Source organism: Hyalangium gracile, from assembly GCF_020103725.1.
Lineage (GTDB): Bacteria > Myxococcota > Myxococcia > Myxococcales > Myxococcaceae > Hyalangium > Hyalangium gracile.
The window spans coordinates 574,783-588,156 of sequence record NZ_JAHXBG010000001.1 but is presented as its reverse complement, the minus strand read 5'-3'; the positions used below and the strand labels follow the sequence as shown (position 1 = coordinate 588,156).

Sequence of the window (13,374 nt, the reverse complement as noted above, 5' to 3'; positions counted from 1 at the left end):
CAGGAGTGTCCTCTACTGCGGGAAACCCGTAGACCATAGGGCATGGATTTTTCTTCGGAGATGAACCAGAATTCCCTGAAGATTCCGCCGGATCAGGACGTCAGGTTTTCCGGGAGCACGGGCCGAGTCGAGGAGGACCGATTGTGGACGCTACAAGTGAGCCTATCCCCTCGGATTCACGCTCGAGTTTCCACTATGACACAGTGCGGAATGAGCTGGACTGGAGCACGCTCCGGAGAACAGATGCGCCCCACGGAAGCGCTGTTCACCCTCTGAGCAAGAAATTTCCCTTGGGGAAGTCTCGCGGAACCGTGGTATGAAATTGTTCTGCTATTCAGGTAAAGCATCTTTTGCGCGACGGAGCTCCCATGCAGTCGGATAACCGGATGTCGACTCGCGAGGCGATCCTCGGCTATCGGATGGGAACGGACCTGTCCGCGGTGGCGTCGTTCGGAGATGCGAATGACTCGCAGGGGCGACTGGTCCAGCTGTCGCTGGAGCACCTGACGCTGCACCTGGCCTCGTGCGCGGAGCTGCGCCCCGGTCAGCCGGCCAACGTGGTGCTGGGCCTGGGCGAGCGGTGGACGACGGCGCTCCAGGCCGAGGTGGCGGAGATCTCCTCCGGCGGGCCGGAGACGCCCCCCGAGCTGCGCCTGCGCTTCGTGGCCCCGCCGCTGGAGGCCGGGCGGAAGATCGTCTCCGCGCTGGAGGCCATGCGCGAGAGCGGGCACCTGGTGACGCCCGAGGCGCGCCCGGTGTGGAAGGAGACCATCACCCGCCAGGAGCGCATCCTGCGCATCTCCGAGGCGCTGGCGGCGCGCACCACGCGCGGTGTGGCGCGCACCGAGGATGGCTCGCGGGTGGAGGTGCGCGCGGCGCACTTCGACAAGTACGACGGCGTCATCGGCTGGAGGGCCGACGGCCCGCTGCCCCGCGGCCCCTTCGCCATGGAGGTGTTCGGCTACAGCTCGGTGCTCTACTTCCGGGTGGAGAAGGCCTGGGTGGAGCACGACCTGTGGATGATGCCGCTGCCGGTGGAGCTGACGCGCTACCGTCACCGCTGGCTGCGCCGGGCCCCCACCACCACGCTGTGCCACCTGTCCTTCGACCACCCGCTGTGGCCGCAGGTCCGCGTGCACCGGCAGATGCTGGACGTGTCCTACGAGGGCCTGTCCTTCATGACGGAGCCGGGCGAGGACCTGCTCTACCCCGGCATGCGCATCCCGGTGGTGGAGGTGGAGATGCCGGGCAAGGCCCCGGTGAGGCTGTTTGCCGAGGTGCGCAACATCTCCAGCACGCCCAAGGGCCGCCGCTGCGGCATGTGGCTCAGCCCGCTCAACGCCGAGCAGGGCATCGCCTGGCGCGAGCTGGTGGAAGAGCAGATGCACCCCAAGACGCGCGTGGCCGGTGACTGGAACGACGCGGTGTGGGAGGTGTTCGAGAACTCCGGCTACTTCCGCCTGTCCGGCAAGAACCCCACGAAGTTCGAGGAGTTCAAGCGCGAGTTCTACGAGACGCAGAACAAGCTCCAGGGCCGCCCGCGCCTGGGCTTCCGCGTCGTCAAGCCGATGGAGAGCAACAAGGTCGAGGCCTCCATCTCCGTGGTGAAGCCGTACGCGGGCAGCTGGCTGACGCACCAGGTGGCGCGCCAGCACCCGGAGGGCGCCAACAAGCGCAGCGCCTCGGCGCGCGAGGCCCTGCGCGACATCTACCTGCGCGGCTACGAGCCGGCCCAGGTGGACCCGGACGTGAAGTGGTTCTTCGCCTACTGCGAGGCCCGCGTCCGGTGGATGCGCTTCACCAAGTTCGACTTCGCCCAGTGGTACGAGCACACCGGGCAGTCGGCCGCCATCAACTTCCGGCTGATGGAGGGTGAGTCGGACCGTGACTGGCCCGCCCTCGCCGAGGGCATCGAGGTCGGCTCGCCCACCGAGGAAGAGCTGGGCGTGTTCTTCAAGCGGCTGGAGCAGACCAAGCCGGTGGCCTTCCGCGAGGCGCTGGACCTGGTGCCCGAGCGCTTCCACATGAACTCCACCAAGGCGCTGTGGAACAGCGCCGAGCTGTCGCGCGAGCGCGAGGCGTTCGTGGCGCGCCACAACGGCCGGCCGGTGGCGGTGGGTGTCTACGAGGCGGCCAACCCCGGCCTCAACCTGTTTCAAATCCTCGACAGCGTGCGCATCGTCCCGCTGGAGGACGACACGCAGCCCGAGGTGCAGGACGCCATGCTGGCGCTGCTGACGCGGGCGGCGGAGTGGTTCCGCGCGCGCAACCGGCGCGTCTTCGTGCACTACGTGGAGTGCACCACCGTGGAGTACGCCGAGCGGGCCGCGCTGGCGGACCTGGGCGAGGGCGTGCTGTGGATCATCTCCTCCACGCTGCTGCCCGAGTTCCTCGAGCACCTGTGCGAGTCCACCACGCCGCGCAACGAGGGCTGATCGGCCCCGTGCCGGGAAGACACGGCGTCCCAGGGCATCCATTCCCTGGGTGAAGAGCGGGGCCGACTGGCGGGCCCTCCTGCCTCCAGGGAGCACCCGAGAGGCACGAAGGGGATCGGGCCCATCCCTAGCTTGAGTGGTGGACGGGTCATCGACCCCCAAACGCCGGAGTCCACCAGATGAAGCCCATCTTCCCCAGCGCCCTGCGTCGCGCAGTCCTGTGCCTGCCTGCCCTTGGAGTGATGCTCGCCCCCCTGGCGGCGAATGCCCGAGAGCGGGAGTACAGCGAGACCTTCCACCAGGAGTCCCAGCACTTCGAGGAAGTGGGCACGGGAGGGCGTTCGGGCAGCATCGAGGAGTTCAACTTCGGCCCCACGGGCATGGACGTCATCAAGCAGCGGGCGGAGCGGCTGGACGAGGGCGACAACCGGCTGTTGTCCGGCCGCGTCATCGACCTGAAGGGCCGCACGCTCTACGTGGACCGCGAGGGCGTGGTGGTGCCGCTGGACCTGAGCGCGCTGCGCATCACCCGGACGCCACAGCCCGGCCAGGAGATCATCGCCTCGTACACGGTGGACCAGACGCGTAACCTCGCCCTGTCGCTGGCGGGCGAGGTGGCGGAGGCCCGGTAGGCACCCCTCTGGTCCTGCCTCACTTCGCGGGAGCGCGAGCCTCCTCGAGCAGGCTCAGGTCCACCAGGCCGGAGATGTCATCGGCGGTGAGGTAGCCCAGCGCCTTGGCGTGCTGGGCCGCCGTGGACAGCGCGGCCTGCTCTGGGTCCAGGCTCGGCTCCAGGCGCGAGAAGGCCTCCTGGAGGATGGGCGGCGCCAGCGGCTTGCTGGTGAGCTTGCCGAAGGCGGCGTTGACGGCGGAGGAGAAGCCCGCCGGATCGCCGCGCCAGCGCTCCGTGAGCCGCACGTGCACCCTCAAGAGCGCCAGCAGCTGCGGGCGGCGCGTCTCCAGCGCCTTCTTCGTCGTGACGATGACGGTGGTGGGGAAGCGGCGCTGCGGCCACAAGTCCCGCTCGTCCACCAGGATCTGCCCTCCGCCCTCGGCCACCATGCGCGCGCCCCAGGGCTCCGGCACCCAGGCGCCCTCGATGCCGCCCTGGATGTACTGCGCGAGGATGTCCGGGTTGCTCATGGGCACCACCTGCACCTGGCTGCCGGGCTCGCTGGCGGCACTGAGGCCCTGCTGCTTGAGCCAGTGCCGCAGGGCGATGTCCTGCGTGTTGCCGATTTGAGGGCTGGCCAGCTTCTTTCCCTTCAGCTCGGCGGCGGACTTCGCCGAGCGCGTCACCAGCACCGCGCCGCCATTCACCGCGCCGGAGATGATGCGCAAGTCGCGGCCCGCCTTGAGGTACGTGTTGATGGCGGGGCCGGTGCCCACATAGGAGATGTCCAGCGAGCCGGCGACGAGCGCCTCCATGGCCGCGGGCCCGGCGTTGAACTGCTTCACCTCCAGCTTGCCGATGCCCGGCTCCGCGGCGAAGGTGCCCTCCACGTGGCCCACCAGCGCCTGCGCGTGGGTGATGTTGGGGAAGAAGCCCAGGCGCAGCGGAGCGTTGGGGTCCGCCGCGTCACCGCCCGACTTCTTGCAGCCGAGGCCGGTGGCGCCGAGCAGGAGCAGCAGCCCGAGGAAGGACCGAGAGCGAAGCGAGTGCATGCTCGCGGTAATGGGGCGTGGGGGCGCGGGCGGCAATGTACCCGCGCGCGGGACGTCCTCCACTTCACATGGAGGGCAGCAGGCCCCAGCGCCGGCGCACCCGCGTCTCCACCGTCTGGAAGAAGACGCGGTCCACCAGCACGCCGATGACGATGATGGCCACCATCACCGCCATCACCTGCGGCACGTCCATCAGCTCGCGGCCCAGGGTGAGCAGCTGGCCCAGGCCGCCGGAGACGAAGAGCAGCTCGCCGGCCAGCAGCGCGCGCCACGCGAAGCTCCAGCCCAGCTTCAGGCCGGTGACGATGCCGGGCAGCGCCGCGGGGATGAGCACCCCGAAGGAGAAGCGCGGGCCGCGCACCCCCAGCGTGTGGGCCACGCGGATGAGCTGCGGATCGATGCCGTTGACGCCGTCCTCGGTGGCGATCGCGATGGCCAGCACGCTGCCCATCACCACCACGAAGAGGATGGCGGTGTCGGTGAGGCCGAACCACAGCAGCGCCAGCGGCAGCCAGCAGATGGAGGGCAGCGCCTGCAGGCCCATCACCACCGGCTTCACCGCGTCGCGGAAGAAGGCGAGCCGCGCGTTGGCCAGCCCCAGGGGCACGCCGATGGCCACGGAGATGAGGTAGGCCCGCCCCAGCCGCCCCAGCGAGCGCAGCGTCGCCGAGCCCAGCCGCCCATCTCCCACCATGGCGAACAGGCTCTCGGCCACCGTGCTCGGCCCCGGGAACAGGTGCGCCGACCAGAGCCCCAGCCGCGCCAGGCCCTCCCACACCGCCAGCAGCAGCACCACCACGCCCAGCTTCTGCGCCCAGCGCTTCATCTCCGCACCTCCTCAGTGCCCCAGGCCCACTTCTTCCTCGGCCTTGGCGCGAGCGGGCGGCAGCGCGCCCTCGGGGCCCTCCACCTGCCGCATCAGCACCCGCAGGTAGCGGGCCATCTCGTCCAGCCGCGCGTCCTCGCCCTGCCGAGGCATGGGCAGGTGGATCTCCAGATCCTTCACGATGCGGCCAGGGCGGGGCGCCATGACGACGACGCGCGTGCCGAGCATCAGCGCCTCGTGCACGTCGTGGGTGACGAACACCACCGTCTTCGAGGTGCGCAGCCAGATGGACTGGAGCAGCTCCTGCATGTGGATGCGCGTCTGCGAGTCCAGCGAGCCGAAGGGCTCGTCCATGAGCAGCACCTGTGAGTCCACCGCCAGCGCGCGCGCCAGGCTGGCCCGCATCTTCATGCCGCCGGAGAGCTGGTGCGGCAGCGTGTTCTCGAAGCCGGACAGCTGCACGCGGCGGATGAACTCGCGGGCGCGCGGCTCGCGCTCGGCGCGGGGCACGCCTCGGGCGGCCAGGGCGAACTTCAGGTTGCCCAGCACCGTCATCCACGGGAAGAGCGCGGCCTCCTGGAACATGAGCAGCCGCTCGGGCCCCGGCCCGGTGATGGGCTTGCCGTCGATGGCCACCCGCCCGCCGGTGGGCAGGACGTGCCCGGCCAGCGCGTAGAGCAGGGTGGACTTGCCACACCCCGATGGCCCGAGCAGGCAGACGAACTCGCCCGAGCGGATGTTGAGGTTCACGTTCTTCAGCGCCACCACTTTGTTCGCGTAGCTGTGGCCCAGCTCCGCCACGGAGATCTTCGCGCGCTGCGCATTGACGCTCGCCGGTTGGAACAGGCGCAGCGAACTCTTCCATCGGGCCAGCAAGGCTCGGAACATTGGCGCAAAGGTAGGCGGTCTCCCCACGCACTGCTCGGCTGGTCGGCTGCTGTCAGGGCTCGCCTGCCTGGATGCCCTGCGCGGGGTTCGCGTGGAGACCGGGAAGATTCCGTGCCACGGTCGTTCAGACAGCATGAACGGGGCAGCCATTCGCTCGGGGAGCCTGGCTTGAAGGCGAAGCAGACAGCGGGAAGCGGACGCCTGCTGGCCGTTGGGGTGCCAGTGGTGGGCCTGGTGGTGGCGGCGGCGGTCCTGGGCTTGCGCGCCGCGCGCCGGGGGCCGGGTGAGGACGAGGCCGCCTTCCTCTCCTCGGAGCCGACGCGCACCCTGGAGGCCCGGCTGAGCCACCCGGGCGCGGACCGCTACCGCCCCTACCACGCCGTGTCGCGCGGACAGGGCGCCTCGCCCACGGGCGCTTCGCTGGAGGTGCTGGCGCGCCTGGAGGCGCAGGGGGACATGCGCGGGCTGGCGTCGGCGTACCTGCTGAGCGGGGCCCCCGAGCTGGCGGCCTCCTACCTGGAGCGCGCGGGCAGCTCGCCCGAGGTGCTCAATGACCAGGCCGTGCTGGCCCTGGCGAAGGGGGATGCGACGGGCGCGCTCTCGCGGCTGGACCGGGCCTTCCAGGAGCGGCCAGGCTCCGCCCAGGCGCTGTGGAACCGCGGGCTGGCGCTGCGGGAGCTGGAGCTGTGGGCGCTGGCGGCCGAGTCCTTCGAGGCCGTGGCCACGCGGGGCGAGCCGGGCTGGGCGGACGAGGCCCGCTCGCGCGCCCAGGCGCTGCGGGAGCGGGTGCGCGCCGAGCAGCAGAGCTGGAACGAGGCGAGCGCGGCTGGCAAGGCGCTGGTGCTGGGCCAGGGCTCCGTCACCTCGGAGCAGCTCCGCGCCCGGCCGGATGTCTTCCGCCTCTACCTCTACGATGCCATCCGCGCCGCGCCCTCCGAGCAGACGCTGCGCGCGCTGTGGCCGCTGGCCGAGACGCTCGACGCGCACTTCGGCGGGAGCGCGCTGCGTGACGCCATCCGCTGGGCCGAGCGGCGGGACTTCCAGCGCCGGGCTCCGCTGGCGGCGCTCTACGCCCACTACTTCCAGCAGAAGTCCGTCCCTGGAGGACTGGCCGCGTACCTCGAGCAGCTGCGGGCCGCCGGGGAGCGGGACCTGCTCATGGGGGTGCTCGTCCTCTCCGGCGAGGTGGAGAAGGACGTGGAGGGCTACGCGCGGCTGGCCGCGGAGACGAGGGATCCGTGGTTCCACCTCATCGCCGAGAACGAGCGCGCCAGGGCGGCCATCGGGCGCGGAGCGCTGTTCCAGGCCGAGCAGCTCCTCCTGGCCGCCACGAGCCAGTGCTCCGGCGGCACCCTGGCCTACCGCTGCGGGCTGCTGCTGGAGCGGCTGAGCACGCTCTACCGGCGGCTGTGGCGGCTGCCCGAGGCGGCTCGGAGCGTGAAGCAGGCGCGCGCGCTGTACCTGCGCGGCGGCTTCTGGGGGCCGGGCACGCACATCCTCCAGCACCTGGGACAGATCGCCCGCCTGCAGGGGCAGGGGGTGCTGGCGCGGGCGCTGCTGGACGAGGTGCTCGCGCGCTATCCCGAGGACTGCGCCATGCGCCGCTTCGTGCGCGCCAACGATGCCCTGTCCTTCCTGGAGGAGCTGCGGCTGGACGAGGCGCGGGCGTCCCTGGACGACACGCTCAAGTGCCAGGACCTGCCGCTGCTCTCGGAGATGATGACGGTGGCGGAGCTGGCGCGCCTGCGGCCGGAGCTCGCGAGGGACCAGCGGGTGATGGAGCGGCTGCAGTCCCACCGCGCCTCGAACAAGCTGGACCCGGGCCAGCGCGCGCTGCTCTCCCACATCGAGGGGCGCTTCCTCATCGAGCAGGACCGGAGCCGGGGAGAGCAGATGCTCCGGCAGGCCATCGCCGAGGCGGAGCAGGCCCCGCGTGCCAGCGTCGATGCGCGGGAGGCTCGGGCGTACAGCTACGCCTCGCTCCTGTTCGCGGCGGGCAAGGCGGGCGAGTGGTCCCGGGCGCTGGCGCTCTTCGGGGAGGAAGTGGGGGGCGCGCTGCCCTCGCGGTGCCTGCTGGCGGTCACCGTGGACCGGGAGCGCACGCTCGCCCTGGCGCTGGGGCCGGACGGGCGCATGGAGGCCTCCTACGACGCCGGGCGGCGCAAGCCGCTGGGAGAGGAGGTGCGGGGTGTCGTCCCGGCCGCGCTCGCGGAGCCGTTGCGAGGATGCGAGCAGGTGAGCGTGCTGGCCCGGCCGCCGCTGCATGGCCGCGCGGGGGTGCTGCCGGATGACATCGCCTGGCGCTACCTCGTCCTGCCCGGGACGCGGCTGCCGAGCGGCGAAGTGCAGCCCCTGCACCTGGTGGTGAAGGACGTGGAGTCTCCGGCCGCGCTCGGGCTGCCGCGCCTGGGCGCGTGGGAGCCGGCGGGCGCGAATGCCACCGTGCTCTCGGGCTCGGTGGCCACGCCGAGCCGGGTGCTCGAGGCCATGTCCCGGGCGACGGAGATCGAGATCCACGCCCACGGTTTGATCAACCCGACGCTCTCGGACGCCTCGCTGCTGGTGCTCACGCCGGATGCCAGCGGGCGCTATGCCCTCACGGCGGGCGAGGTCCGCACGCATCGGCTCGAGGGCCACCCGCTGGTGACGCTGGCCGCGTGCCGCGCCGCGCACACGGGCGTCCAGGTCCACGAGCCCTTCAGCCTGCCCACGGCCTTCATCGAGGCCGGGGCGCGCACCGTGCTGGCGGCCACGGTGGACATCCCCGACGCGGAGGCGGGGCCCTTCTTCCTCGAGGTTCAGGAGCGCATCCGCACCGGACAGGCCGCCGCGGTGGCGCTCCGGGACGTCCGCATGGAGTGGTTGAGCCGAGCGCCCGACAGCTGGGTGCGCTCCGTGCTCGTGTTCGAGTGAGTCTGTCGCAGCACCCGCAGTGCACGAATTCCAAGGAGAGACACCATGAGCAAGAGATTGGTCGCCATCGCGCTGCTGAGCGTGGTGCTGGGGGGCTGGAAGGCCGGCGAGCCTGGCACCGAGGCGTCGTACTCGACGACTTCGACGACGACGCCCCTGTACTGCATGCCGGAGGAGCTCGCCGTCCCTACCGCGCCCACCCTCCAGGAGATTCCGGACACCGGGGTGCTGCCGACCATTCCGGCCTCGTCCCACATCGTCGTGATCATCTACCCGCGAGGCGGCGGCTGGGCCGCCGTGGGCGCGAACAAGACGGAGGGGACCTTCACCTTCCTGTTCAAGGGGCGCACGCCGAGCCTGGGGGCGGCGATCACCCGGCTCTACTCGACCGGGGTGCCGGTCATCGGGTACACCGCGCCGCTCAGGCTCTTGCCCGCCGTGGCGTACACCCCGCCACCGCCGAGAACGTCGTCACTGCGTCGCGGCCCCACTGCCCTGGACCCGAGGGACACCCTCGACCCTGAACCGCCGGGCGGAGAAGGGGACGAGTGCCAGGAGGATGCCGACACGGTCTGTGATCCTCCGCGGACTCCCATCGGTGATGATCCCCCTCCGGGCGGAGACACGCCTGGCGGAGACGACTGGCTGCTGAGGTTCCTGCGGCTCGCCTGGAAGGTGTCCGTCTACGAGTCCAAGATCGCCGTCCAGATCAACGCCTACACCCCCTAGGGCTACGCCCCTGAGACGCCGGAGGGCATGAGGCCTTCGCGAGCGCACCGGTCCAGGCGCGGAGCAGGCCCGGACCGGTGGAGCGGGCTCAGGCGGGAGGAGGTGTGGCGCGGGCGGCGCGCTCGGCGCGGATGTGGCGCCGGGCCTTGAAGCCGAGCCACACGCTCAGCCCGAGCAGCACCACGCCCACCCCACCGAAGGAGAGGCCGACGATGAGCGGCCCCTTGCGGTGGTCGTGGAAGAGGATGAAGCCCTTGCCCCCGCCGCCCAGCGGGTTGGCATGGAAGCGGCCCACCACGCGCGCGGTGCGCTCGGCCTGGGCCTCGTCCTCGAGCCACCGGGAGCTGAGGGGGAAGTCCCCGCGCGTCGTCTTCAGCACGGGCTTGTAGAGCGTCGCCGCGTCCCGCTTGCTGCTGCGGTTGCGCTCCACCGTGGCGCCCTGGATCTCCGTCACGGTGAAGGAGTCCACCTGCTCGCGCCCCAGCCAGCTGACGTGGATGAGGTTGCACGGGCCGAGCGGCGCGCACTGCAGCTCCACGCGGGCCTTCAGGTGCAACATGATGAAGCTGAAGACGAGGAACGGCGCGGCCAGCAGCACGAAGGCCACGGCGCCGATGGTCGTGGCCCGTCCTCGAGACGGAGGGGCCTCCTCGCCCGCGGGGGGCTGCTGGGCATCGGGTCCGGTCACGGCCCTGTCATAGACCTCCGTGCCCGGGACGGCACCAGGAATCCGCAAGTGCGCACCGCCGGGCACCCGGCCCCGGTGGACTGTTCACCCATGGGCCCTTGGCTCGGGCAGCCGGTGCAACCGGCGGACAGGCGGGCCATCTAGGCCAGACGCCAGCGGCGCCCGGCCGCTCGCGGAAGACCACCGCACCCGAGGTCCACCATGAAGGCCGTCGCCGTCTTCCCGAAGTCCCGCCAGGTGCGCGTCCTGGAGGATGCCCCCGAGCCGCGCCTGGGCTCGCCCACGCAGGTGCGCGTCCGCACGCTCGAGGTGGGAGTGTGCGGCACCGACAAGGAGATCGCCGACTTCCGCTACGGGACTCCGCCGGACGGGGATGACTACCTCATCCTCGGCCACGAGGCGGTGGGCGAGGTGGTGGAGGTGGGCGAGCAGGTGCAGGGGCTGAAGAAGGGGGACCTGGTGGTGCCTCGGGTGCGGCGGCCGTGCCCGCATGAGCGGTGTGCCGCCTGCCGCCACGGCTACCCGGACTTCTGTAGCACCGGCGACTACACGGAGCGCGGCATCATGAAGGCGCACGGCTTCTGCGCGGAGTACTTCGTGGAGGACGTGGCGTACCTGCACCGGGCGCCGGCCGCGCTGAGGCAGGTGGCGGTGCTCACCGAGCCGCTCACCATCGCGGAGAAGGCGCTGCGCGAGGTGGAGCACCTGAAGGAGCGGCTGCCGTGGGCGCAGAAGCCGGGGCGCGCGGTGGTGCTGGGCGCGGGCCCGGTGGGCCTGCTGGGGGCCATGGTGCTGCTGCGCGCGGGCTATGGCACCACCATGTACTCGCGGGGGGCCAGGCCCAACGAGAAGGCGGAGGTGTCCGAGGCGCTGGGCGTGCCCTACTTCTCCTCGGAGGAGGTGTCGGTGGAGGAGCTGGCGAAGCGCGCCGGCCCGGTGGACGTGGTGTACGAGGCGGCGGGCGCCTCCAAGGCCGCGTTCAACCTGCTGCGCGGGCTGGGGCCCAACGGCATCTTCGTCTTCACCGGCGTGCCGGGGCGCAAGGAGCCGCTGGAGCTGGAGGGTGGGGCGCTGCTCAAGCAGCTGGTGCTCAACAACCAGGTGGTGCTGGGCACGGTGAACGCGGCGGACATGGACTTCGACGCGGCGCTGGAGGACCTGGAGCGCTTCCGTGCTCGCTGGCCAGGCAGGCTCGAGGCGATGATCACCGCGCGCCACCCGCCCGAGGAGTTCAAGAAGGTGGTGGGCGGGAAGCTGGGCGGCATCAAGCACGTCATCACCTTCGGCTGAGGGAGGCTCGGACCGTGAGCGGAGGGAACAATGAACCGGGAGACAGCCTCGTCGGGAGGCCTCCGTCCGGGTCGACCCAGGGAGCAGGAAGGACCGCGGGAGGCTCGGTGCCCATCGAGGAGCACGGCGTCATCGGAGACCTGCGCACGGTGGCGCTGGTGGGCTCGGACGGGACGCTGGACTGGCTCTGCTTCCCGCACTTCGACAGCCCGAGCGTCTTCGCGGCCATCCTGGATCCGGAGCGCGGCGGGCACTTCCGCATCACCCCCGAGCCGGACGGGGTGGTGCGCAAGCAGTTCTACTGGCCGGACACGAACGTGCTGGTGACGCGCTTCTACACGCAGGATGGCGTGGGAGAGCTCGTCGACTTCATGCCCCTGGGCGTGAGAGGCGAGCGCGAGCACGAGCGTCCGCGCGAGGTGCTGCGGCGGGTGCGGGTGGTGCGCGGCACGATGGCGTTCCGGATGGAGTGCTTCCCCGCGTTCAACTACGGGCGGGACACGCACGCCACGAAGCTGATCCCGGGCGGGGCGAGCTTCCGCTCGGAGCGGCTGAGCCTGACGCTGTCCACGAAGGTGAAGCTGGGGCAGGAGGCGCGGGGCGTGCGGACGCGCTTCGAGCTGCACGAGGGTGAGTCCGCGGTGTTCTCGCTGCGCGAGGGCGCGCCCGAGGCGTGCACGGACACGGTGCACAGCCACGAGTCCTCCGAGGCGCTCTTCCGGGACACGGTGAGCTACTGGCGCCGGTGGCTGTCGAAGTGCACGTACACGGGGCGCTGGCGGGAGATGGTGCACCGCTCGGCGCTGGCGCTGAAGCTGCTGACGTTCCAGCCCACGGGGGCCATCGTCGCGGCGCCCACGTGCAGCCTGCCCGAGTCCCCGGGCGGGGTGCGCAACTGGGACTACCGCTACGTGTGGCTGCGGGACGCGGCCTTCACCGTCTACGCGTTCCTGCGCATCGGCTTCAAGGAGGAGGCCGGCGCCTTCATGCGGTGGCTGGAGGCGCGCTGCGCGGAGCTGCCGGAGGACGCGCCGCTCTCCCTCATGTACTCCATCGACGGCAGCCGGGTGCCGCCGGAGGAGGAGCTGAACCACCTGAGCGGCTACGGCGGGGCGAGGCCGGTGCGCGTCGGCAACGCGGCGGCGGACCAGCTCCAGCTCGACATCTACGGCGAGCTGATGGACTCGGTGTACCTGTACAACAAGCACGGGGCGCCCATCAGCTACGACTTCTGGAGGCACCTGCGGCGGCTGGTGGACTGGGTGTGCGACCACTGGCAGGAGCGGGACGAGGGCATCTGGGAGGTGCGCGGAGGGCGGCGGCACTTCGTGTACTCGAAGATGATGTGCTGGGTGGCGGTGGACCGGGCCATCCGGCTGGCGGACAAGCGCAGCTTCCCGGCGGACCGGGCGCGGTGGCTGGCGGTGCGCGACGCCATCTTCGAGGACATCATGCAGAAGGGCTGGAGCGAGGAGCGCAAGGCCTTCATCCAGGCCTACGGCCACGAGGCGCTGGACGCGGCCAACCTGCTGATGCCGCTGGTGTTCTTCCTCTCACCGGTGGACCCGCGGATGCTGTCCACGCTGGAGGCGATGCGGCGGCCGCCGAGCCAGGGCGGGCTGGCGTCGGACGGGCTGGTGTTCCGCTACGACGCGGACGCGACGCTGGACGGCATCCCCGGGCGGGAGGGGACGTTCAACCTCTGCAGCTTCTGGCTGGTGGAGGCGATGACGCGGGCGAGCGTGGCGACGCCCGGCTTCCTGGAGGAGGCGCGGCTCATCTTCGAGCGGATGCAGGGCTACGCCAACCACGTGGGCCTGTACGCGGAGCAGACGGGCATGTCGGGCGAGGCGCTGGGCAACTTCCCCCAGGCGCTCACGCACCTGGCGCTCATCAGCTCCGCGTACAACCTGGACCGGATGCTGGGGCGCGGGGACTGA

The 13,374-nt window shown here is 71.2% G+C and carries 10 protein-coding genes; 6 read left to right on the top strand and 4 right to left on the bottom strand.

Annotation, left to right across the window (positions count from 1 at the left end):
- The first annotated feature begins 386 nt into the window (after positions 1–386).
- Both KY572_RS02480 and KY572_RS02475 read left to right on the top strand, forming a co-directional pair.
- Positions 387–2,435, top strand: coding sequence for a PilZ domain-containing protein (locus KY572_RS02480; RefSeq protein WP_224240510.1), 2,049 nt, complete (start codon positions 387–389; stop codon positions 2,433–2,435).
- A gap of 179 nt (positions 2,436–2,614) precedes the next feature.
- Positions 2,615–3,067, top strand: a complete 453-nt coding sequence (locus KY572_RS02475; RefSeq protein WP_224240509.1) for a hypothetical protein — start codon at positions 2,615–2,617, stop codon at positions 3,065–3,067.
- 19 nt (positions 3,068–3,086) lie between these two features.
- On the opposite strand, the gene KY572_RS02470 is transcribed toward KY572_RS02475, so the two are convergent.
- From KY572_RS02470 to KY572_RS02460, 3 genes are all read right to left on the bottom strand, one after another.
- Positions 3,087–4,100 carry an ABC transporter substrate-binding protein gene (locus KY572_RS02470; protein WP_224240508.1) on the bottom strand — a complete coding sequence of 338 codons (1,014 nt, stop codon included), beginning with the start codon at positions 4,098–4,100 and terminating at the stop codon, positions 3,087–3,089.
- A gap of 64 nt (positions 4,101–4,164) precedes the next feature.
- The gene (locus tag KY572_RS02465) at positions 4,165–4,926 is read right to left on the bottom strand and encodes an ABC transporter permease (RefSeq protein ID WP_224240507.1); all 762 of its coding nucleotides are present in this window, start codon (positions 4,924–4,926) and stop codon (positions 4,165–4,167) included.
- Positions 4,927–4,938: 12 nt separating this feature from the next.
- On the bottom strand, positions 4,939–5,814 hold the full coding sequence (locus KY572_RS02460; RefSeq protein WP_317987795.1) for an ABC transporter ATP-binding protein: 876 nt from the start codon (positions 5,812–5,814) through the stop codon (positions 4,939–4,941).
- A 168-nt stretch (positions 5,815–5,982) separates the two neighbouring features.
- On the opposite strand from KY572_RS02460, the gene KY572_RS02455 reads away from it, so the two are divergent.
- On the top strand, positions 5,983–8,727 hold the full coding sequence (locus KY572_RS02455) for a CHAT domain-containing protein (protein WP_224240505.1): 2,745 nt from the start codon (positions 5,983–5,985) through the stop codon (positions 8,725–8,727).
- Between the two features lie 45 nt (positions 8,728–8,772).
- Positions 8,773–9,456 carry a hypothetical protein gene (locus tag KY572_RS02450; protein ID WP_224240504.1) on the top strand — a complete coding sequence of 228 codons (684 nt, stop codon included), beginning with the start codon at positions 8,773–8,775 and terminating at the stop codon, positions 9,454–9,456.
- Positions 9,457–9,544: 88 nt separating this feature from the next.
- Here the strand turns inward: KY572_RS02450 and KY572_RS02445 are convergent, their stop codons facing one another.
- Positions 9,545–10,144 carry a hypothetical protein gene (locus KY572_RS02445; RefSeq protein WP_224240503.1) on the bottom strand — a complete coding sequence of 200 codons (600 nt, stop codon included), beginning with the start codon at positions 10,142–10,144 and terminating at the stop codon, positions 9,545–9,547.
- Between the two features lie 201 nt (positions 10,145–10,345).
- Here KY572_RS02445 and KY572_RS02440 point away from each other — a divergent pair, with 201 nt between their 5' ends.
- Both KY572_RS02440 and KY572_RS02435 read left to right on the top strand, forming a co-directional pair.
- The gene (locus tag KY572_RS02440) at positions 10,346–11,434 is read left to right on the top strand and encodes a glucose 1-dehydrogenase (RefSeq protein WP_224240502.1); all 1,089 of its coding nucleotides are present in this window, start codon (positions 10,346–10,348) and stop codon (positions 11,432–11,434) included.
- Positions 11,435–11,541: 107 nt separating this feature from the next.
- Entirely contained in the window at positions 11,542–13,374 is a 1,833-nt protein-coding gene (locus tag KY572_RS02435; protein ID WP_224240501.1) for a glycoside hydrolase family 15 protein, read from the top strand.